This is a genomic window from Mesorhizobium sp. B2-7-1 (assembly GCF_006440735.1).
Taxonomy (GTDB): domain Bacteria; phylum Pseudomonadota; class Alphaproteobacteria; order Rhizobiales; family Rhizobiaceae; genus Mesorhizobium.
On sequence record NZ_VFUA01000038.1, the window covers coordinates 14,210 to 32,547 of the forward strand.

Below are 18,338 nucleotides of genomic sequence, written 5' to 3' on the forward strand. Positions count from 1 at the left end.
TTTGCAGTTTTGACCATGCGGTCAAAAATTGGCTGCTTTCGCCGCCTTTTTCCGCTATGACCCACTGAAGGACTCGTGAAGGACAACTTCGCGGGTTATCTTCGGCTGAGGTCGCTGAGTGAAAGGGCAGGAGATGAGCACGATCCGCGAAGCAGGTGCCGGAGCTTCCAAGGTGATGCCGCTGCCGGCGCGCGCCGCCGCCAACACGCCAGTGCCGCTGGAACACGGCATCGCCCGCAATCCCGGCATGAAGCTCGATCTCGGCTTCCTGGAATCAGTGCGCAGCGTCAACCGCTCGGCGCTGGAGCGCCGTGTCGCGACGCTGACCAAGCGGCGCTCGATCAAGGCCGACAACCAGGCCGCCTGGCTGTTGCGCGCCATCGCCTGCATGGACCTCACCACGCTCAACTCCAACGACACGGACGAACGCGTGCGCCGGCTCTGCGCCAAGGCGATCAACCCGCTGCGCCGGGATATCGTCGAGGGTCTCGGTATTGCCGGCGAAATCATCCGGCCGGCGGCGGTCTGCGTCTACCATCCCTTCGTCGCCACCGCGGTCGACGCCGTGCGCGGCACCGGCATCCATGTCGCCGCGGTCTCGACCGCCTTCCCGCATGGCTTGGCGCCGCTGTCGACCCGGCTGCAGGAGATCGAGGCTTCGGTGCGCGACGGCGCCGACGAGATCGACGTCGTCATTCCGCGCGGCCTGGTCTACGGCGCAAAATGGCGCGAGCTGTTCAACGAGATCGTCGCCATGCGCGCCGCCTGCGGCGATGCGCATCTCAAGGTCATCCTCGGCACCGGCGACCTGGCAACGCTGCGCAACGTCATGCTTGCCTCCATGGTGGCGATGATGGCGGGGGCGGACTTCATCAAGACCTCGACCGGCAAGGAAAGCGTCAACGCCACGCTTCCCGTCGGGCTTGCGATGGTGCGCGCCATCCGCGCCTATTTCGAGGAAACCGGCTATCTCGTCGGCTTCAAGCCGGCCGGCGGCATTTCGACAGCGAAGGTCTCGCTCGACTGGCTGGTCCTGATGAAGGAAGAGCTCGGCCGGCCCTGGCTCGATCCGGCCTTGTTCCGCTTCGGCGCCTCCAGCCTGCTCACCGACATCGAACGCCAGCTCGAACATCATTTGACCGGCCACTATTCGGCCAACCATCGCCACGCGATGGCGTGAGTTTGTCAGCGCGGCGATGACTGGAACACCCCTCATCCGTCGCCTCCGGCGACACCTTCTCCCACAAGGGGAGAAGGACAGGCCCTGCCCCGGTCTGCCAATCGAATACCATTGTGAGCAACCGAGTGGCCCGCAGACATGCGCCTTCCCTTCTCCCCTTGTCGGAGAAGGTGGCCGAGCGAAGCTCGGTCGGATGAGGGGTGCTAGGCTTGGCGCCAACCTTCAAGGAACAAATCCATGAACATCCTCGAACGCTATCACGCCATGGAATATGGTCCGGCGCCGGAAGCCCGCAACGAGGCGGATGCCTGGCTCGCCGGGCGCGACTTCGCAAAAGCGCTGTTCATCGACGGCGCCTGGAAAGCGGCGGCCAGCGGCAAGACGTTCGACACCAGCGAACCGTCCTCGGGAAAACTTCTGGCCAAAATCTCGGACGCCGGTGCCGCCGATATCGACGCTGCGGTCTCCGCGGCCGCCAAGGCGCTGCCCAAATGGTCGGCATCCTCAGGCTACGCCCGCGCAAAAGTTCTCTACGCTATCGGCCGCGCCATGCAGCGCCACCAGCGCCTGTTCGCGGTGCTGGAATCGATCGACAACGGCAAGCCGATCCGCGAGAGCCGCGACATCGACGTGCCGCTGGCGATCCGCCACTTCATCCATCACGCCGGCTGGGCGCAGACGCTCGAGAAGGATTTCCCCGATCACAAGCCGGTCGGCGTTGTCGGCCAGGTCATCCCGTGGAATTTCCCGCTGCTGATGCTGGCCTGGAAGATCGCGCCGGCGCTTGCCGCCGGTTGCACGGTGGTGCTGAAGCCGGCCGAATTCACGCCGCTCACCGCCATATTGTTCGCCGAGATCTGCGAACGCGCCGGCGTGCCGAAGGGCGTCGTCAACATCGTGCAGGGTGGCCCCGAGGCGGGCGCGGCCATCGTCAACCATCCCGGTGTGCAGAAGATCGCCTTCACCGGCTCGTCGGAAGTCGGCAAGATCATCCGCAAGGCAACGGCCGGCTCAGGCAAGAAGCTGTCGCTGGAGCTCGGCGGCAAGTCGGCCTTCATCGTCTTCGAGGACGCCGATCTCGACAGCGCCGTCGAAGGTCTGGTCGACGGCATCTGGTTCAACCAGGGCCAGGTCTGCTGCGCCGGCTCGCGCCTCCTGGTGCAGGAAGGCATTGCGGAAGCCTTGATCGCCAAGGTCAAGGTCAGGATGAGCCGGCTGCGTGTCGGCAGCCCGCTCGACAAGAACACCGATATCGGCCCGCTGGTCGACCGCACGCAGCTCGACCGCGTCAAGGGTCTCATCGCCGAGGGCGCCAAGCAGGGCGCCGTCTGCTGGCAGCCTGACGCCACGCTGCCGACGACGGGCTACTATCACCTCCCGACGCTCGCAACAGCTGTTTCGCCGGCTAATATTCTGGCGCAGGAAGAAGTCTTCGGCCCGGTGCTGGCGACGATGAGCTTCCGTAACACCGAGGAAGCGATCGAGCTTGCCAACAACACGCGCTACGGCCTTGCCGCTTCGGTGTGGAGCGAGAATGTCAACCTGGCCCTGCATGTCGCGCCGCAGCTGAAGGCGGGCGTGGTGTGGGTCAACGGCACCAACATGTTCGACGCCGCCTGCGGCTTCGGCGGTTATCGCGAGAGCGGCTTCGGCCGCGAGGGCGGCCGCGAGGGCATGTTCGAATATCTCGCCGCCAAGCTGCCGGTCGGCCCTGCCATCAAGCCGGCCGCGGCCGGCTCGGCCCAGCCGGTCGAGCAGGCCGACGGCTTGGCCATCGACCGCACGGCAAAGCTGTTCATCGGCGGCAAGCAGGTGCGGCCGGACGGCAATTATTCGCTCGGCGTCGTGACCGCCAAGGGCAAGCTCGCCGGCGAAGTCGGCCTCGGCAGCCGCAAGGACATCCGCGACGCGGTCGCCGCCGCGCGCGCCTGCAAGGCCTGGCCCGATGCGACCGCCTATAACCGCAGCCAGGTTCTCTATTACTTCGCCGAGAACCTGTCGGGCCGCGCCGACGAGTTCGCCGCGCGCCTTGTCCAGCTGACCGGCGTGACGCCGAAGGCCGCGCGCGAGGAGGTCGAGCAGTCGATCGAGCGGTTGTTCCTCTATGCCGGCCTCGCCGACAAGTTCGAGGGCCGCGTCCACCAGCCGCCGGCCCGCGTCGTGACGCTGGCGCTGCATGAGCCGGTGGGCGTCGTCGGCATCGTCGCACCGGACAACCAGCCGCTGCTCAACTTCGTGTCGCTGGTCGCGCCGGCGCTTGCCATGGGCAACACCGTGGTAGCTGTGCCATCCGAACGCCACCCGCTTCTGGCCACCGACCTCTACCAGGTGATCGAATATTCCGACTTGCCTGCCGGTGCCATCAACATCGTCACCGGCCGAAGCGCCGAGCTCTGCGGCGTGCTGGCCAAGCACGACGATGTCGACGGGCTCTGGGTGTTCGCCAATGCCGACACCTGCGCCAAGGCGGAAGCCGACTCCATCGGCAACCTCAAGCGCGTCTGGACCGGCAATGGCCGCACGCTCGACTGGGCGTCGGAACAGGCCGCCGGCGAGGCCTTGCTGCGCCGCGCCATCGAGGTCAAGAACGTCTGGGTTCCCTACGGCGACTGAGGCGCCTCGCCTGGAGCACGCCGCGGCGGAGCCATTTCGGCCGCTGCAGCGAAGGTGATCGCGTTCGGGCTTGACGCTCGTGCCCTTGCTCTTTAACGAGAAAAAACATCTTTATATGTGAAGCGGAAATCTGACCGCACGATGCTGGCTGTCTGGCACACGACGCCGGGGCCGGCCATCGATAGAGGCGGATGCATCAGGCGAGGAGAAAAAGCATGGCGGATCTGGCAGGCAAGATCGTGGTCATAACCGCGGCGGCTCAAGGCATCGGCCGGGCAAGCGCGCTGGCTTTCGCCAAGGCGGGCGCGACCGTGCACGCCACCGATATCAACGAGCCGTTGCTGGCCGAATTGGGCAAGACGCCCGGCATCAAGACCCGCAAGCTCGATGTGCTGAACGACGCGGCCGTGGCTTCTGCCTTCGCTGAGATCGGCCGGGTCGATGTGCTGTTCAACTGCGCCGGTTTCGTCCATGGCGGCTCGATCCTCGAGATGAAGGACGAGGATCTCGACTTCGCGCTCAACCTCAACGTCCGTTCGATGATCCGCACCATCCGCGCCGTGCTTCCGGGTATGCTGGAGCGCGGCGACGGCTCGATCATCAACATGGCGTCGCTGGCAAGCTCGCAGAAGGGCGTGCCGAACCGCTTCGTCTACGGCCTGACCAAGGCGGCCGTGGTCGGCCTGACCAAGGCGGTCGCCGCCGATTATGTCGCCAAGGGCATTCGCTGCAACGCCATCTGCCCGGGCACGGTCGAAAGCCCGTCGCTGCAGGATCGCATGCATGCCCAGGGCGACTATGACGCGGCCCGCGCGGCCTTCATCGCCCGCCAGCCCATGGGCAGGCTCGGCACGCCGGAGGAAATCGCCGACCTCGCCGTCTATCTGGCCGGCGCCGCCTACACGTCGGGGCAGGCCTACAACATCGACGGCGGCTGGTCGATCTGATCGCCGCCGCGAAAGATCGTCAGCGAATACAGGAAGATCGCATCCCGGATAGCGTTTGCCGAACAAGGATCGAAGCGTCTGAAAATCCTCCCGGCTGGCCGGCTCGGACAAATGGCGCGCTTGCCGCCGGCAGGGTCGACGATTACGGTCCGCTGGCTTTGACGGAATTTGTGAAAACGGCCATTGGCCGCAAGGTGGAGAAGTTGAGATGAAGTTGTTGCGCTATGGCGAAGCTGGCAGCGAAAAGCCTGGCCTGCTCGATGCGGATGGGACGATCCGCGACCTTTCCGCTCATGTCGCCGATATCGCCGGCACGACGCTTCATCCGGCCTCGCTGGAAATGCTCTCGAAACTCGATTCGAAGTCGCTGCCGGTGGTTTCCGGCAAGCCGCGCCTGGGCGCCTGCGTCGCCGGTACCGGCAAATTCATCTGCATCGGCCTCAACTATTCCGACCACGCCGCCGAAACCGGCGCCACCGTGCCGTCGGAGCCGATCATCTTCATGAAGGCAAGCTCGGCGATCGTCGGACCGGATGACGATGTGCTGATCCCGCGCGGCTCTGAAAAGACCGACTGGGAGGTCGAGCTTGCCGTCGTCATCGGCAAGACCGCGAAGTATGTCTCGGAGGACGACGCGCTGGATTATATCGCCGGCTACGCCGTCGCGCATGACGTGTCCGAGCGCGCCTTCCAGGCCGAGCGCCAGGGCCAGTGGACCAAGGGCAAGTCCTGCGACACCTTCGGCCCGACCGGCCCGTGGCTGGTCACCAAGGACGAGGTCGCCGACCCGCAGAACCTGAAGATGTGGCTGACCGTCAACGGCAAGACCATGCAGAACGGCTCGACCAAGACCATGGTCTACGGCGTGAAGTATCTGGTCTCCTATCTCAGCCAGTTCATGTCGCTGCATCCCGGCGACATCATCTCCACCGGCACCCCGCCCGGTGTTGGCCTCGGCATGAAGCCGCCGGTGTTCCTGAAGGCCGGCGACGTCGTCGAGCTCGGCATCGAAGGGCTCGGCCAGCAGAAGCAGACTTTCAGGGCGGACGTGTAACGCCGACTTCCCCTTCTCCCCCTGTGGGAGAAGGTGGATCGGCGCGCAGCGCCGAGACGGATGAGAGGTGCTCCAACGGAGTGCAATCTCGAAGATTGAGGGTTCCCGGGCGCCTAGTTCTGCTGCGTCGTGATCCTTCCAACACCCCTCATCCGGCCGCTTCGCGGCCACCTTCTCCCGCAAGGGGAGAAGGGGAAGCTGGCGCTACTTCAAAACCTTCCCATCGGCCCCAAACCGGTACGTCTTCGCCGCATCCGGCGTCGCGTAAAGCACCGAGCCCGGCTCGGCATTGTAGACGCCGAAGATGCGCACGGTGATCAGCCCGGCCTTCTCGCAGTCGAGATAAAGGTTGGTGTCGGCGCCGAGATGCTCGGCATGCACCACCGTGCCTTTCCAGGCGCCGGACTTCGCGTCGACGGTGAGATGCTCCGGCCGCACGCCGATGGTCTTGGCCGTCTCGCCCAATTTGGCACCATCGATGAAATTCATCTTCGGCGAGCCGATGAAGCCGGCGACGAATTCGTTGGCCGGCGCATTATAGAGTTCCATCGGGCTGCCGATCTGCTCGATGCGGCCGGCATTGAGCACCACGAGCCGGTCGGCCAGCGTCATCGCCTCGACCTGGTCGTGGGTGACGTAGACCATCGTCGCCTTCAGCCGCCGGTGCAGCTGCGCAATCTCCAGGCGGGTGTTGACGCGCAGCGCCGCGTCGAGGTTCGACAGCGGCTCGTCGAAGAGGAACAGTTTTGGCTCGCGCACCACGGCGCGGCCGATGGCGACGCGCTGGCGCTGGCCGCCGGACAGTTCCGCCGGCCGGCGCTCGAGATAGGGCTCCAGCGACAGCATGGCGGAGGCGATCTTGATGCGGCGCTCGATCTCGGCCGCCGGCGTGCCGGCCTGCTTCAGGCCAAGCGCCATGTTGTTCCTCACCGTCAGATGCGGATAGAGCGCGTAGGTCTGGAACACCATGGCGATGCCGCGTTTCGCCGGCGGCGTGATCGAGACATCGGCGCCGTCGATCAGCACGCGGCCCGACGTCGAATCCTCCAGGCCGGCGATGACGCGCAGCAGCGTCGATTTTCCGCAGCCGGACGGGCCGACGAAGACGACGAATTCGCCATCATTGACCTCGAGGTCGATGCCCTTCAGCACTTCCACCGGCCCGAAAGCCTTTTTGACATTCTCGATCTTCAGCGAGCCCACGGCTTCGTTCCTGTTCTAGAGTTTGACGGCGTTGCCGCTGCGCACGCTCTCGTCGGCGGCAAGGCAGACGGCGAGCGACTTTACGGCATCGTCCATGTGGCGGGTGAGGTCGATATTTTCGCGGATGGCCTTGAGCAGGAACGCCTGCTCGAGGTCGCAAAGCTCCTGATGGCCCGGCTCGCCTTCCATCGACAGCAGCTGGTCTTCCCTGGCGAACTTGCCGTCCGGCCCGGTCTCGGCGCTGTGCAGCCGGATGGTCGAGGTCTTGGTGTGGGTGTCGATGTCGTCGGACTTGACGCCCTCCTTCATCACGATCGAGACGCAGCCCTTGGGCGACATCACGTCCTTCACGAAGAAGGCCGTCTCCGAGATCATCGGTCCCCAGCCGGCCTCGTACCAGCCGACCGAGCCGTCCTCGAACAGCACCTGCAGGTGGCCATAATTGTACATGGACGGCGCCACCTCGTCGGTCAACCGCACACCCATGCCGCGCACTTCGACGGGCCTCGCATCGGTGATCTGCAGCATCACGTCGAGATAATGCACGCCGCAATCGACGATCGGCGAGGTGGTCTGCATAAGTTGCTTGTGCGTCCCCCAGGTGTGGCCGGAAGACTGCTGGTTGAGGTTCATGCGGAAGACATAAGGGCCGCCTAGCTTGCGCGCCTCGGCGATCAGCCGAACCCAGGACGGGTGATGGCGCAGTATATAGCCGATCACCAGCTTCTTGCCATTGGCCTTGGCGGCATCGACGACGCGCCTGGCGTCGGCCACCGTCGTTGCCAGCGGCTTTTCGACGAAGACATGGCATCCGGCCTCGAACGCCCGCACCGCATAGTCGGCATGGCTGTCGGAATAGGTGGCGACCGCCGCCACATCCGGCTTCTCGTCGCGCAGCGCGTCCTCGAAGGAGCGCCTGATGCCGTAGCCGGTAAGCCCGTCCGGCAGGGGCACGTCGGAGCGGCTGACTAGGGCGGCGATCTCGAAGCCCGGATTGTTGTGATAGGCCAGTGCATGGCTGCGGCCCATATTGCCGAGCCCGGCAACGACGACACGGAGAGGTTTTTCCGAACTCACTTGACGGCTCCCGACGTAATGCCGCGGATCAGCTGCCGCGAGAAGATGACATAGAGGATGAGCACCGGCAGGATCGCCAGCGACAGCGCCGCCAGGATCGCGTTCCAGTTGGTGACGAACTGGCCGAGGAAGAGCTGCGCGCCGAGCGTCACCGTCTTGGTCTCTTCCGACGGCGCCAGGATCAGCGGGAACCACAGATCGTTCCAGATCGGGATCATGGTGAAGACGGCGACCGTCGCCATCGCCGGCCGCACCAGCGGCAGCACCAGGCGGAAGAAGATCGTGTATTCCGAGAGCCCGTCGATACGCCCGGCGTTCTTCAGGTCGTTGGACACCTGCTTCATGAATTCCGACAGGATGAAGATCGCCAGCGGCAGGCCCTGCGCCGTGTAGACCAGGATCAGCGCCGTCAGCGTGTTGACCAGCCCGCTCGCCACCATCAATTGCAGGATGGCGACGGTGCCGAGGCGGATCGGGATCATGATGCCGAGCGCCAAATAAAGCCCCATCAGCGTGTTGCCGCGGAAGCGGTATTCCGACAGCGCGAAGGCCGCCATAGCGCCGAACAAAAGCACGAAGAACAGCGAGGCGACGGTGACGACGAGGCTGTTCTGGAAATAGTGGAAGAAATCGCCCTGGCCGAACACCGTGGTGTAGCCGATCAGGTCGAAGGTCTTCGTCGTCGGCGGCGTCAGCGGCGCGCCGAAGATGCCCGCGCGGGATTTGAACGAATTCATCACCACCAGGATGACCGGGAACAGCGCAATTACCGTGTAGGTGATAAGGATCGCATGCGCGCCGATGGTGCGGGGCAGGGAACGGGTGGCTGTGCTCATGGCGCGCCTCAGAACTGGTAGCGACGCAGGCGCGTCTGCACGAGGAACAGGTAGACGCAGACGCCGGCGAGGATGATCAGGAACATGATCGTGGCGATCGCGGCGCCCATATTGGGATCGCCGACCTGCAGCTGGAAGCCGAAGAAGGCGCGGTAGAGGAAGGTGCCGAGGATGTCGGTCGAATAATTCGGCCCGGCGAGCGCCCCTTGCGCGGTGTAGATCAGGTCGAAGGCGTTGAAATTGCCGACGAAGGTCAGGATCGAGATGATGCCGATCGAGGGCAGGATCAGCGGCAGCTTGATCTTCCAGAACTGCGCCAAGCCGGTGATGCCGTCGCATTCGGCCGCCTCGATCACCTCGTCGGGGATCGACAGCAGCGCCGCGTAGATCAGCATCATCGGAATGCCGACGAACTGCCAGACCGAGACCAGGCTGAGCGCGGTCAGCGCATACTGCTCCTTGCCGAGCCACGGCGTGAAGAAGCTCTTCAGCCCGACGAGGTCCATAAGATGCGGCGCCACGCCCCAGATCGGCGACAGGATCAGCTTCCAGGCGAAGCCGACGATGACGAAGGACAGGATCGTCGGCACGAAGATCGCCGTGCGGTAGAAGGCGGTGAAACGCAGCCTGGGGCTGGAAAGCAGCGCCGCCAGCAGGATGCCGATCGGGTTCTGCACCAGCATGTGGATGATGAAGAACCAGAGATTGTTGCGCAGCGCGTTCCAGAAATTCACCGACCAGTTCGGATCGCCGAACAGCGTGCGGAAATTGCCCAACCCGACAAAGACCTGGGACTGTTCGATGTTGCGGAACAAGGAGAGTTGGAGCGTCCCGAACAGCGGCAGGATCATGAATGCGGTGTAGACCAGCACTGCCGGCGCCAGGAAGACGCCGACATGCCAGCGGATCGGTCTTTTCGCTCGCTTTTCTGCAGCCATAGTTTCGGTAGCCATGAGTTCGGTTCCCCGCCGTCTCTGGGTTCCAGTTCGGTTGATGCTAGCTGATGCCTCGATGCGCGGCTTGGCTGTCCCCTTCGGGGAAGACAAGGCCAGCGACAGATCGGCTCCGTCTTCCCCGCAAGATCGAGGGTAGGACCGGGAGGCTGCGCCGACAATCGCTATCTGGAACTGTTTGAACGCCGGCCGGGCTCGGGCCCGGCCGGCATCGCTTTTCGATGCTCTTACTTCGCCGGCTTGTACCAGCTGTCGAGGCCGGTCCGCAGCTTCTTGGCCGCGGCTTCCGGCGTGTCAGTGCCGTTGATCACGTTGGCCGATTCGACCCAGGTCTCGTTCTCGAGGTTCGGCGTGCCGCGCGACAGGATCTGGTAGGTCGAGCGGATCGTCGACTTGCACTTGCCGCGCCAGGAGACGAATTCCTGCGCCAGCGGGTCTTCCATCTTCACCGGCGAGGAGTTCAGGCTGAAGAAGCCCGGCAGCGCGTTGGCGTAGATGGTGGCGAAATCAGGCGAGGCGACCCAGGAGAGGAACTTCTTGGCTTCTTCCGAATGCTTCGACGCCGCGTTCAGGCCCATGCCAATGTCGGTATGGTCGGAGATGTAGCAGGTGTCGCCGGCCTTCTCGACCGGCGGCGGGAAGGCGCCCATCTTGAACTGGGCCTGGGTGTTGAACAGGCCGATTTCCCACGAGCCGGCCGGGTAGATGGCGGCGCGGCCGAGCGTGAACAGGTTCTGGCTGTCCGGATAAGTCTGCGCCTCGAAGCCGTCGCCGAGATAGGGCTTCCACTTGGCCAGTTCCTCATAGGGAGCGACCCAGTCCTTGTCGGTCAGCTTCTGGTCGCCCTTGATCAGCGCGGCGCGGCCGTCCTCGCCCTTCCAGTAGTTCGGGCCGATGTTCTGGTAGCCCATGGTCGCGGCTTCCCAGAGGTCCTTGGTGCCCATGGCCATCGGAATGTAGGTGCCGTCGGCCTTGATCTTGTCGAGCACGGCGAAGAACTCGTCGCGGGTCGTCGGCACCTTGAGGCCGAGCTTGTCGAACGCGTCCTTGTTGTAGATGAAGCCGTGGATGACCGAGGCCATCGGCACGCAGAAGCTCGACTTGCCGTCATCGGTCTGCCAGGCGGACTTGGCGACCGGCGAGAAGTTCTCCATGCCCGGCAGCGAGGTCAGGTCGGCGAGGTTGCCCTTCTTGAACAGCTCGAGCGACTTGTCGAAGGGGCGGCAGGTGATCAGGTCGCCGGCCGAGCCGGCGGTGAGCTTGGCGCCGAGCGCCGCGTCATACTCGGTCGGAGCCGAAGGCGCGAACACCACCTTGATGCCGGGGTTCTTGGCTTCGAAGGCCGGGATCAGCTTGTCCTTCCAGATGGTCAGGTCGTCGCCGCGCCAGCTTTCGATGTTGAGCGTCACGTCGTCGGCAAGCGCCATCCCGGTCGTGCCGAGGATGCTTGTGCCGAGCAGAAGGGCCGTCAGTAGTTTGGTCTTCATCTTCAGTCTCCCTGTTGACCTTTTTCAGGTTCGGTTTTGATGAGAACAGGGGCTCAGCGCCCCTTGCTCCCCTCGATCGCGGAAAGCGCCGGCCTGAGCTTCTGGCCGGCTCCTTCCAGTATCTTCTCGGCCGCGTCGGCGTTGGTGGCGCCCGCGGCGAGCAGAATGGCGGTTTTGACGACGCCACCGCTTTCCTCGAGCAGGCGGGCGGCGTCGTCGCGGCTCTTGCCGCTGATGGCGGCGACCATGCGCACGGCGCGGTCGCGCAGCTTGATGTTGTCGGCGGTGAGGTTGACCATGTAGCCGTCATGGACATGGCCGAGATGGATGGCGGTCAGCGTCGACAGCATGTTGAGCGCGATCTTCTGCGCGGTGCCCGCGCCCATGCGCGTCGAGCCGGCGATCAACTCCGGCGGCGTCTCGAGCAGGATGGCGACATCGGCTTGCTTGAAGAGCGCGGCGCCTCTGTTGTTGGCGATCGCGATGGTTGCCGCGCCCCGGCGCTGCGCGTCTTGCAGCGCCTGAACCGCGTAAGGGGTCGAGCCGCTGGCGGAAATGGCGATCAGGCAGTCGCCCTTGCCGATAGCGGCCGCGGCCACGGCCGCCGTTGCTTCCTCCGTATCGTCCTCCGGGCCGCCGGCCAGCGTGCGGAAAGCTTCATCGCCGCCTGCGATCAGGATCGCGATGCGGTCGCGTGCGATACCGAAGGTGCCGGGCAGTTCCAGCGCATCGGCAACGGCCATCATGCCGGAGCTGCCGGCCGCAGCATAGGCGAGCTTGCCGCCGCCCTTCAACTGCTTCGCGATGAGTTCGGCGGCAACGGCAATCGCCGGAATGGCGCCATGCACGGCCTTGCTGGCCTCGATCTGGGCATTGGCCAGGAACGCCAGGATGGCTTCCGGGGCCTGGACATCCAGCCCCTCGGCATTCTGGTGGAGCGCTTCCGTGCGCGTCTCGGCCATCCATTTTCCTCCAACTGATGGGACAATACCAAAAAAATACCACTTGTCCACACGCATTAACGAATTTCAGGCCATGGAACTCGCTTGCCGGCAAATTGACGTGGATTTTCAATAAAATACGCCTTAATCTTTTTGAACCGAAATTAACTCTTGGCTATTGGTATTTTATTGGTATTATCCCGGCCGAGGAGAAAATCGCGTGGAATTCGTGCTTGGCATCGATGGCGGCGGTACCAGCTGCAGGGCGGCCCTTGCGACCGTCGACGGCGCCGTCGTCGGCCGCGCCAAAAGCGGCGCCGCCAACATCCGCACCGACCTCACCGGCGCGCGCGCCAACATCGTCGAAGCGGCCAGGCAGGCATTCCTCGCCGCCGGCAAGGATCCGGAGCTGATCCCGCACACGCCGGCCATTCTCGGCCTGGCCGGCGCCAATGTCGGCACCTATCGCCAGCAGCTCGAGGCGATCCTGCCGTTCAGCCAAAGCCGCGTCGAAACCGACGCCGAGATCGCGCTCGAAGGCGCGGTCGGTTCCGGTGACGGCGCCATGGCTATTCTCGGCACCGGCACCGCCTATATGGCGCGTAAAAATGGCAAGTCGCGCGCCATCGGCGGCTGGGGCTTCCAGGTCGGCGACCAGGGCAGCGGCGCCCGCATCGGCCGCGACCTGCTCGAGCAGACGCTGCTTGCCTATGACGGCATCCGTTCGGGCTCGCCCTTGACGGACGCCATGCTCGCCGTCTTCCGCAACAATCCCGAAGACGTGGTCGAATTCACCACCAACGCCAAGCCGGGCGATTTCGGCGGCTTCGCGCCAAAGGTCTTCGAACATGCCGAAAAGGGCGACCTCGTCGCCAACTGGATCCTCGGCAAGGCGGTTGCCGACGTCGAGGCTTCGCTCGGCGCGCTGGACCTCGCCGACGATGCACCGCTCTGCCTGCTCGGCGGCCTGGCGCCGCTTTACGCGCCACGCCTGTCGGCGCGTTACCAGGCGCTGCTGAAAGCCCCGCTCGACGATGCGCTCGGCGGCGCCGTGCAGATGGCCCTGCGCATCTTCGCCAGGGGCCCGGAGGCCGGCCGATGAGCGCCGCCGACCAGATCTTCGCTATGCTGAGAGAATCCTCGCAGAGCGGCGCGCCGCTCTATCTGCAGCTGCGGAAGAGCATCGAGGAAGCGGTCAATCGCGGCCTGATCGGCCCCGGCGATGCCTTGCCGTCCGAGCGCGACATCGCCAGCAAGGCCGATATCTCGCGCGTCACCGTGCGCAAGGCGGTGCAGGACCTGGTCAAGGGCGGCATCCTCGTCCAGCGCCATGGTTCGGGAACCTTCGTCGCGCCGCGCATGGAGCGCGTCGAGCAATCGCTGTCGCGGCTCACCTCCTTCACCGAGGACATGGCGCGCCGCGGCATGTCCGTGCGCTCGGTCTGGCTCGATCGCGGCCTCTATGCGCCGTCGCCGGACGAGATGATGGTGCTGGGCCTGTCCTCGACCGAGCTGGTGGCGCGTGTCGCGCGCCTGCGCATCGCCAACGACACGCCGCTGGCGATCGAGCGCGCGGCGCTCTCGGCCAGCGTCCTGCCCGATCCCGAAGCGATCGGCTCCTCGCTCTATGCGGCGCTTGGCACGACCGGCAATCGCCCGGTGCGCGCCGTGCAGCGCATCTCGGCCACCAATCTCGGCGATGCCGACGCGCGCCTCCTGGAGGTGCCGCCGGGGGTTGCCGGACTGCAGATCGAGCGCATTTCCTATCTGGCGAGCGGCAAGGTGATCGAGTTCACCCGCTCGGTCTACAGGGGCGACGCCTATGATTTCGTCGCGGAACTCCGGCTGACCGGGCCGGGAGAGGAGATCCGGCCATGATGGCAAACACCACCCATATGCGACGCGAGATCGACGAGATCCCGGAAGCCGCCGCCCGCCTTCTCGACGGCTCGGCCTCGGCTTTGGCCGAGGCCGGTCGAGGCCTGCGCGTGCGCGACCCGCATTTCGTCGTCACCGTGGCGCGCGGCTCGTCCGACCATGCCGCGACCTTCATGAAATACGCCGTCGAGCTGACGGCGGGCCTTGCCGTCGCCTCGGTCGGGCCGTCGATCGCGTCCATCTACGGCGCCAAGCTCAGGCTGCGCGGCTCAGCCTGCCTGGCGGTGTCGCAGTCGGGCAAGAGCCCCGACATCGTCGCCATGGCCGAAACGGCAAGGGCCGGCGGCGCGCTGACCGTCGCAATCACCAACACGGCCGACTCGCCGCTGGCGCGCGCCTCCGACTATGCCATCGACATCCTGGCGGGGCCGGAACGCTCCGTCGCCGCCACCAAGACCTTCGTCAATTCGGCCGTCGCCGGCTTGGCGTTGATGGCGCACGCCACCGATGACCAGCCCTTGCTTAAGGCGCTCGCCGGCCTGCCCGGCCATTTCGAAAAGGCGATCGCCTGCGACTGGATGGCGCTCGCCGGCGCGCTGGAGAACCCGCAGTCGCTGTTCATCCTCGGTCGCGGCCCGTCCTTCGCCATCGCCAGCGAGGCGGCGCTGAAGTTCAAGGAAACCTGCGCCATGCACGCCGAGGCCTATAGCGCCGCCGAGGTCATGCATGGGCCGCTGGCGCTGGTCGGGCCGGGTTTCCCGGTGCTGGCGCTCGCCGCGCGCGATGCGTCCGAACCCTCGGTCGCCGAGGCCGCCGACGGGTTGACGGCCAAGGGCGCCGTCGCCTTCATCACCTCCGACAAGGCGAAGGCCGCAAGGCTTCTGCCGTATGTCGCCACCGGCCATCCGCTGACCGATCCGTTGCCGCTGATCGTGTCCTTCTACGGCTTCGTCGAGGCCTTCGCCCGCCATCGCGGCCTCGACCCCGACACGCCGCGCAATTTGCGCAAGGTAACGGAAACCGTATGAGCGACCGTTTCGCACTCACCGGCGCCCGCATCTTCGACGGCGCCGACTGGCATGATGATGCCGCCCTCGTCGTCAATGGCGACGTTGTCGAGGCCATCCTGCCGGCAGGCGCCATTCCGTCCGGCGTTCCGGCGGTCGAGACCGATGGCCTGCTGGTGCCTGGCTTCGTCGACATCCAGGTCAATGGCGGCGGCGGCGTGATGCTCAACGACCATCCCGATGTCGCCTCGCTCGAGACCATCTGCCGGGCGCATGCACCCTTCGGCACCACGGCTCTGCTGGTGACGCTGATCACCGACACGCCGGCGATCACCGCCGCCGCCGTCGCCGCCGGCGCGGAGGCCACCCGGGAAAAGGTGCCGGGCTTCCTCGGCCTGCATCTGGAAGGGCCGCATCTCTCCATAGCCCGCAAGGGCGCGCATGATCCGGCGCTCATCCGGCCGATGACCGATGCCGACCAGGCGGCCCTGATCGCGGCGCGCAGGGAGCTTCCCGTCCTGCTCACCACGATCGCGCCGGAATCGGTCCAGCCGGATCGCGTCACGGCGCTGGCCAAGGCCGGCGTCGTCGTCAGCCTCGGCCATAGCGATACCGATTATGCGACGGCCAGCGCCTTTGCCGCGGCCGGCGCCACGGTGGTCACGCATCTGTTCAACGCCATGAGCCAGATCGGCAACCGTGAGCCGGGCTTGGCGGGCGCGGCGATCGACACCGGCGGCCTCTACGCCGGCATCATCGCCGACGGCATCCATGTCCATCCGGCAACGATGATCCTTGCGCTGCGCGGCAAGCAGGGGCCGGGCAAGATCGTGCTCGTCACCGACGCCATGGCCACGATCGGCACCGACATGACGTCGTTCACGCTGAACGGCCGCACCATCTACCGCAAGGGCGGCAGTCTCCGGCTTGCCGACGGCACGCTGGCCGGCGCCGATCTCGACATGATTTCGGCCGTTCGCTACGTCCACCGCGTCGTCGGGCTCGACCTCGACGAGGCTCTGCGCATGGCCTCGCTCTATCCGGCCGAGGCTATCGGCCAGGCCCATCGCCTCGGTCGCTTCGCCAACGGCACTGCCGCCGACATCGTCGGCCTGTCGGAGGGGCTGGATGTCAGGAGCGTCTGGATCGGCGGTGAGAAGGTGTTTGGGGCGTAGGCCGCTCGATCCCACCATCCAATTCGGAAACCAACGCAAACCTTCGCAGTTGGCCGGATACTCTCGCGCGTCGTCATCCTCGGGCTTGACCCGAGGATCCATTCCGCGACCTATGATGCAAAGTGCAACGGTGCAGAATTCTGTAACCGTTGCAACGCTTTGGCGTCACGGAATGGATCCTAGGGTCTGCGCGCGTCGCTTCGCTCCTTGCTCCGCCCTAGGATGACGAACGCACGATAGAATTTGGCTAATGCCAAGGTTCGCGATCTGCACGAACGCCAATCGAGGTTCGGCCAACCGATCATTCCTTAGCCGGCTTTGTCGTAGATATCCTTATACGCCTCGCGCAGCACGTTCTTCTGCACTTTGCCCATCGTGTTGCGCGGCAGTTCGTCGACGAAGATCACCTGCTTGGGATGCTTATACTTCGCCAGCCGGCCGGCGATGGCGGCGCTAATACCGGCCGCATCTACCGTGGAGCCCGGCTTGCGCACCACGACCGCGGTGACGCCTTCGCCGAAATCCGGGTGAGCGACACCGATCACCGCGCTTTCGCTGACGCCGTCGAGTGCGTCGATCTCGCTCTCGATCTCCTTCGGATAGACATTGAAGCCGCCCGAGATGATCAGGTCCTTGCCGCGCCCGACGATGTGGACATAGCCGTCGGCATCGATCAGTCCGAGGTCGCCGGTGATGAAGAAGCCGTCGTCGCGGAACTCGGCCCTGGTCTTCTCGGGCATGCGCCAATAGCCGCCAAAGACGTTCGGACCCTTGACCTCGATCATGCCGATCTCGCCCTGGGCCAGCGGCTTGGCCGTCTCGGGATCGGTGATGCGCAACGAAACGCCAGGCAAGGGGAAACCGACCGAGCCGGCGCGCCGCTCGCCGTCATAGGGATTGGACGTGTTCATGTTGGTCTCGGTCATGCCGTAGCGCTCGAGGATGGCGTGGCCGGTCCTTTCGCGCCAGGCCTTGTGCGTCTCGGTGAGCAGCGGCGCCGAGCCGGAGATGAAGACCCGGACGGCCTTCGCCGCCTCGCGCGTCAGGCCGTCCTGCTGCAACAGCCGGACATAGAAGGTCGGCACGCCCATCAAGGCCGTCGCGCGCGGCATCAGCGACAGGATGCGCGCGGGATCGAATTTCTGCTCGAAGAACATTGTCGCGCCGGCCATCAAGATGACGTTGGTGGCAACGAATAGGCCATGCGTGTGGAAGATGGGCAGCGCGTGGATCAGCACGTCGTCGGCGCCGAAGCGCCACTGCTCGACCAGTACACGGGCATTGGAGGCGAGGTTCTCATGGCTGAGCATCGCGCCCTTGGAGCGGCCGGTCGTGCCGGAGGTGTAGAGGATGGCGGCAAGATCGTCCGGCCCGCACGCGACATCGCTGAACTCCGTCGCCTGCCGCGAAGCCTGGCTGGCCAGCGTTCCCTGCCCGTCGCGGCCGAGCGTCAGCACCGTGGCGCCGATCGACGCGGCAAGCGGCTCGACACCCGAAAGACGGTCCGGATCGCACACGATCAGCCTCGGCTCGGCGTCGCGGAAGAAATAGTCGAGCTCGGGCAGCGTGTAGGCGGTGTTGAGCGGCAGGAAGACCGCCCCCGCGCGTAACGAGGCGAGATAGAGCAGCGCCGCCTCCGGGCTCTTCTCGACCTGGACGGCGACGCGGTCGCCGGGCTCGACGCCGGCCCGCGCCAGCGCATGCGCCAGTTGCGCCGATTTCGCCATCATGTCGCCATAGCTGATCGAGCGGCCGTCATCCGTCTCCATCAGCAGCCGGCCAGGCGTCGGCATGCGGGAACGGAAAGCATCGAACAGATGGTTGGTCATGAATGTCCTCTAGAGCAATTCGAGGAAAAGTGTATGCGGTTTTCCGTCCGGAATTGCGTCAAAACAAGGAGATAGAGCGGTTCGCCGTTTTCGTGAAACGGTGAAACGCTCTAGGCGCATGCCGAATGGCCCATGCGTTGCGCCCGCTTGAGCGAATA

15 protein-coding genes are annotated in these 18,338 nt (G+C 65.2%); 8 read left to right on the top strand and 7 right to left on the bottom strand.

Annotated features, from left to right (window positions below):
* Nucleotides 1–133: 133 nt before the first annotated feature.
* The 4 genes from deoC (at nucleotide 134) to FJ471_RS16180 (ending at nucleotide 5,794) form a co-directional block, all read left to right on the top strand.
* Entirely contained in the window at nucleotides 134–1,180 is a 1,047-nt protein-coding gene (gene deoC, locus FJ471_RS16165) for a deoxyribose-phosphate aldolase (protein WP_140804671.1), read from the top strand.
* Nucleotides 1,181–1,417: 237 nt separating this feature from the next.
* Nucleotides 1,418–3,793 (top strand): aldehyde dehydrogenase family protein, encoded by a 2,376-nt coding sequence (locus FJ471_RS16170; protein ID WP_140804673.1) that lies wholly within the window; start codon nucleotides 1,418–1,420, stop codon nucleotides 3,791–3,793.
* 215 nt (nucleotides 3,794–4,008) lie between these two features.
* Complete coding sequence (locus FJ471_RS16175) at nucleotides 4,009–4,740, top strand: SDR family oxidoreductase (protein WP_140804675.1); 732 nt, start codon at nucleotides 4,009–4,011, stop codon at nucleotides 4,738–4,740.
* Between the two features lie 208 nt (nucleotides 4,741–4,948).
* A complete protein-coding gene (locus FJ471_RS16180) occupies nucleotides 4,949–5,794 on the top strand; it encodes a fumarylacetoacetate hydrolase family protein (protein WP_140804677.1) in 846 nt (281 codons plus the stop codon).
* Nucleotides 5,795–5,998: 204 nt separating this feature from the next.
* On the opposite strand, the gene FJ471_RS16185 is transcribed toward FJ471_RS16180, so the two are convergent.
* The 6 genes from FJ471_RS16185 to FJ471_RS16210 form a co-directional block, all read right to left on the bottom strand.
* Nucleotides 5,999–6,997, bottom strand: a complete 999-nt coding sequence (locus FJ471_RS16185; protein ID WP_140804678.1) for an ABC transporter ATP-binding protein — start codon at nucleotides 6,995–6,997, stop codon at nucleotides 5,999–6,001.
* 15 nt (nucleotides 6,998–7,012) lie between these two features.
* Nucleotides 7,013–8,074: a Gfo/Idh/MocA family oxidoreductase gene (locus tag FJ471_RS16190; protein ID WP_140804680.1), complete on the bottom strand. Its 1,062-nt coding sequence runs from the start codon at nucleotides 8,072–8,074 to the stop codon at nucleotides 7,013–7,015.
* On the bottom strand, nucleotides 8,071–8,910 hold the full coding sequence (locus FJ471_RS16195; RefSeq protein WP_140804682.1) for a carbohydrate ABC transporter permease: 840 nt from the start codon (nucleotides 8,908–8,910) through the stop codon (nucleotides 8,071–8,073). Before FJ471_RS16195 ends, FJ471_RS16190 begins: the two co-directional genes overlap by 4 nt.
* Before the next feature lie 8 nt (nucleotides 8,911–8,918).
* Nucleotides 8,919–9,848, bottom strand: coding sequence for a sugar ABC transporter permease (locus FJ471_RS16200; RefSeq protein ID WP_140804728.1), 930 nt, complete (start codon nucleotides 9,846–9,848; stop codon nucleotides 8,919–8,921).
* 242 nt (nucleotides 9,849–10,090) lie between these two features.
* Nucleotides 10,091–11,350, bottom strand: a complete 1,260-nt coding sequence (locus FJ471_RS16205; RefSeq protein WP_140804683.1) for an ABC transporter substrate-binding protein — start codon at nucleotides 11,348–11,350, stop codon at nucleotides 10,091–10,093.
* A 53-nt stretch (nucleotides 11,351–11,403) separates the two neighbouring features.
* Nucleotides 11,404–12,312 carry an N-acetylmuramic acid 6-phosphate etherase gene (locus FJ471_RS16210; RefSeq protein WP_140804685.1) on the bottom strand — a complete coding sequence of 303 codons (909 nt, stop codon included), beginning with the start codon at nucleotides 12,310–12,312 and terminating at the stop codon, nucleotides 11,404–11,406.
* Between the two features lie 199 nt (nucleotides 12,313–12,511).
* Here FJ471_RS16210 and FJ471_RS16215 point away from each other — a divergent pair, with 199 nt between their 5' ends.
* Genes FJ471_RS16215 through nagA form a run of 4 tightly spaced genes read left to right on the top strand, consistent with a single transcriptional unit; the run spans nucleotide 12,512 to nucleotide 16,351 of the window.
* Entirely contained in the window at nucleotides 12,512–13,393 is an 882-nt protein-coding gene (locus FJ471_RS16215; protein WP_140804687.1) for an N-acetylglucosamine kinase, read from the top strand.
* A complete protein-coding gene (locus FJ471_RS16220; RefSeq protein WP_140804689.1) occupies nucleotides 13,390–14,169 on the top strand; it encodes a GntR family transcriptional regulator in 780 nt (259 codons plus the stop codon). Before FJ471_RS16215 ends, FJ471_RS16220 begins: the two co-directional genes overlap by 4 nt.
* Nucleotides 14,166–15,197, top strand: coding sequence for an SIS domain-containing protein (locus FJ471_RS16225; RefSeq protein ID WP_140804691.1), 1,032 nt, complete (start codon nucleotides 14,166–14,168; stop codon nucleotides 15,195–15,197). Before FJ471_RS16220 ends, FJ471_RS16225 begins: the two co-directional genes overlap by 4 nt.
* Nucleotides 15,194–16,351 carry an N-acetylglucosamine-6-phosphate deacetylase gene (gene nagA, locus FJ471_RS16230; RefSeq protein WP_140804693.1) on the top strand — a complete coding sequence of 386 codons (1,158 nt, stop codon included), beginning with the start codon at nucleotides 15,194–15,196 and terminating at the stop codon, nucleotides 16,349–16,351. The genes FJ471_RS16225 and nagA overlap by 4 nt, the downstream gene beginning before the upstream one ends.
* A gap of 308 nt (nucleotides 16,352–16,659) precedes the next feature.
* Here nagA and FJ471_RS16235 read toward each other — a convergent pair whose 3' ends face one another.
* Nucleotides 16,660–18,180, bottom strand: coding sequence for a malonyl-CoA synthase (locus FJ471_RS16235; protein WP_140804695.1), 1,521 nt, complete (start codon nucleotides 18,178–18,180; stop codon nucleotides 16,660–16,662).
* Nucleotides 18,181–18,338 lie beyond the last annotated feature (158 nt).

Excerpts from the sequence above, each read along its gene's own strand:
- deoC (WP_140804671.1), top strand. The coding sequence starts at position 134 with ATGAGCACGATCCGCGAAGCAGGTGCCGGAGCTTCCAAGGTGATGCCG.
- FJ471_RS16170 (WP_140804673.1), top strand. The coding sequence starts at position 1,418 with ATGAACATCCTCGAACGCTATCACGCCATGGAATATGGTCCGGCGCCG.
- FJ471_RS16175 (WP_140804675.1), top strand. The coding sequence starts at position 4,009 with ATGGCGGATCTGGCAGGCAAGATCGTGGTCATAACCGCGGCGGCTCAA.
- FJ471_RS16180 (WP_140804677.1), top strand. The coding sequence starts at position 4,949 with ATGAAGTTGTTGCGCTATGGCGAAGCTGGCAGCGAAAAGCCTGGCCTG.
- FJ471_RS16195 (WP_140804682.1), bottom strand. The coding sequence starts at position 8,910 with ATGAGCACAGCCACCCGTTCCCTGCCCCGCACCATCGGCGCGCATGCG.
- FJ471_RS16200 (WP_140804728.1), bottom strand. The coding sequence starts at position 9,848 with ATGGCTGCAGAAAAGCGAGCGAAAAGACCGATCCGCTGGCATGTCGGC.
- FJ471_RS16205 (WP_140804683.1), bottom strand. The coding sequence starts at position 11,350 with ATGAAGACCAAACTACTGACGGCCCTTCTGCTCGGCACAAGCATCCTC.
- FJ471_RS16210 (WP_140804685.1), bottom strand. The coding sequence starts at position 12,312 with ATGGCCGAGACGCGCACGGAAGCGCTCCACCAGAATGCCGAGGGGCTG.
- FJ471_RS16220 (WP_140804689.1), top strand. The coding sequence starts at position 13,390 with ATGAGCGCCGCCGACCAGATCTTCGCTATGCTGAGAGAATCCTCGCAG.
- FJ471_RS16225 (WP_140804691.1), top strand. The coding sequence starts at position 14,166 with ATGATGGCAAACACCACCCATATGCGACGCGAGATCGACGAGATCCCG.
- nagA (WP_140804693.1), top strand. The coding sequence starts at position 15,194 with ATGAGCGACCGTTTCGCACTCACCGGCGCCCGCATCTTCGACGGCGCC.
- FJ471_RS16235 (WP_140804695.1), bottom strand. The coding sequence starts at position 18,180 with ATGACCAACCATCTGTTCGATGCTTTCCGTTCCCGCATGCCGACGCCT.